This window comes from Sulfitobacter sp. HI0027 (assembly GCF_001634775.1).
Classification (GTDB): Bacteria; Pseudomonadota; Alphaproteobacteria; order Rhodobacterales; family Rhodobacteraceae; genus Sulfitobacter.
Genome location: NZ_LWER01000218.1, coordinates 1 through 672, shown reverse-complemented (window position 1 = coordinate 672; position 672 = coordinate 1). Strand labels below are relative to the sequence as shown.

Here is a 672-nt window from a genome sequence, read left to right as displayed (position 1 = left end):
TCTCCTCGAACTTTGGGTCGTTCGAGACCTTGAACCCCTTCGTGAGATGCGGCTTCAAGCCAGCTTCTGCCCAGATGCGGCCGACGCTCGACGGCGAGATGCCCATGGCTTCGGCCATTAGCGCGCGGCTCCAGTGCGTTGCATTGGGCGGGGTTTCCTGCACCGTCTTGGCGATCACCTTCAGCCTTGTTTCCACGGGCAAAGGCGGCACCCGCGAGGGTCGCGTCTTGTCACGCTTGAGACCGGCCACGCCCTCATCGAGATACCGCTGCTGCCAGCGCCAGACCGTGGGTTTCGACGTGCCCGCGCGTCGCATAATCTCGAACGTGCCATGACCGTCCGCTGTGGCCAGGACGATCTCGGCCCGCCAGACAAGCTTGCGCGCAGTGTTGCGGTTGCTGATCAGGGCTTGAAGCTCAGTACGGTCGGCGGGGCCAAGGTAAAGGCAGATGTCATGGCGTCTCATGCCTCAAATATGGCACATCACGTTGCCGATGGGAATCTCCTGTCAGGTGGAGAACACTAGTGGTTCATTGAGAGGGGAACTACCATGGACGTGCGAATTATTGTCGAGACGACTTTCGAGAACGGAACCACAAAGAGGCATCGTCTCGGCCGCCTATCCCGCCCGTTTCGGCGCACGCAACCTGAGGGTTTCGGGTTGTTGCTCGA

1 protein-coding gene is annotated in these 672 nt (G+C 60.6%); it reads right to left on the bottom strand.

Features of this window, described 5'->3' with window-relative positions; all coding sequences use genetic code 11:
- Positions 1-466 (bottom strand): helix-turn-helix domain-containing protein (locus A3722_RS13855; RefSeq protein ID WP_150120490.1); only part of this gene is annotated, 466 nt, incomplete at its 3' end.
- Between the last annotated feature and the right edge of the window lie 206 nt (positions 467-672).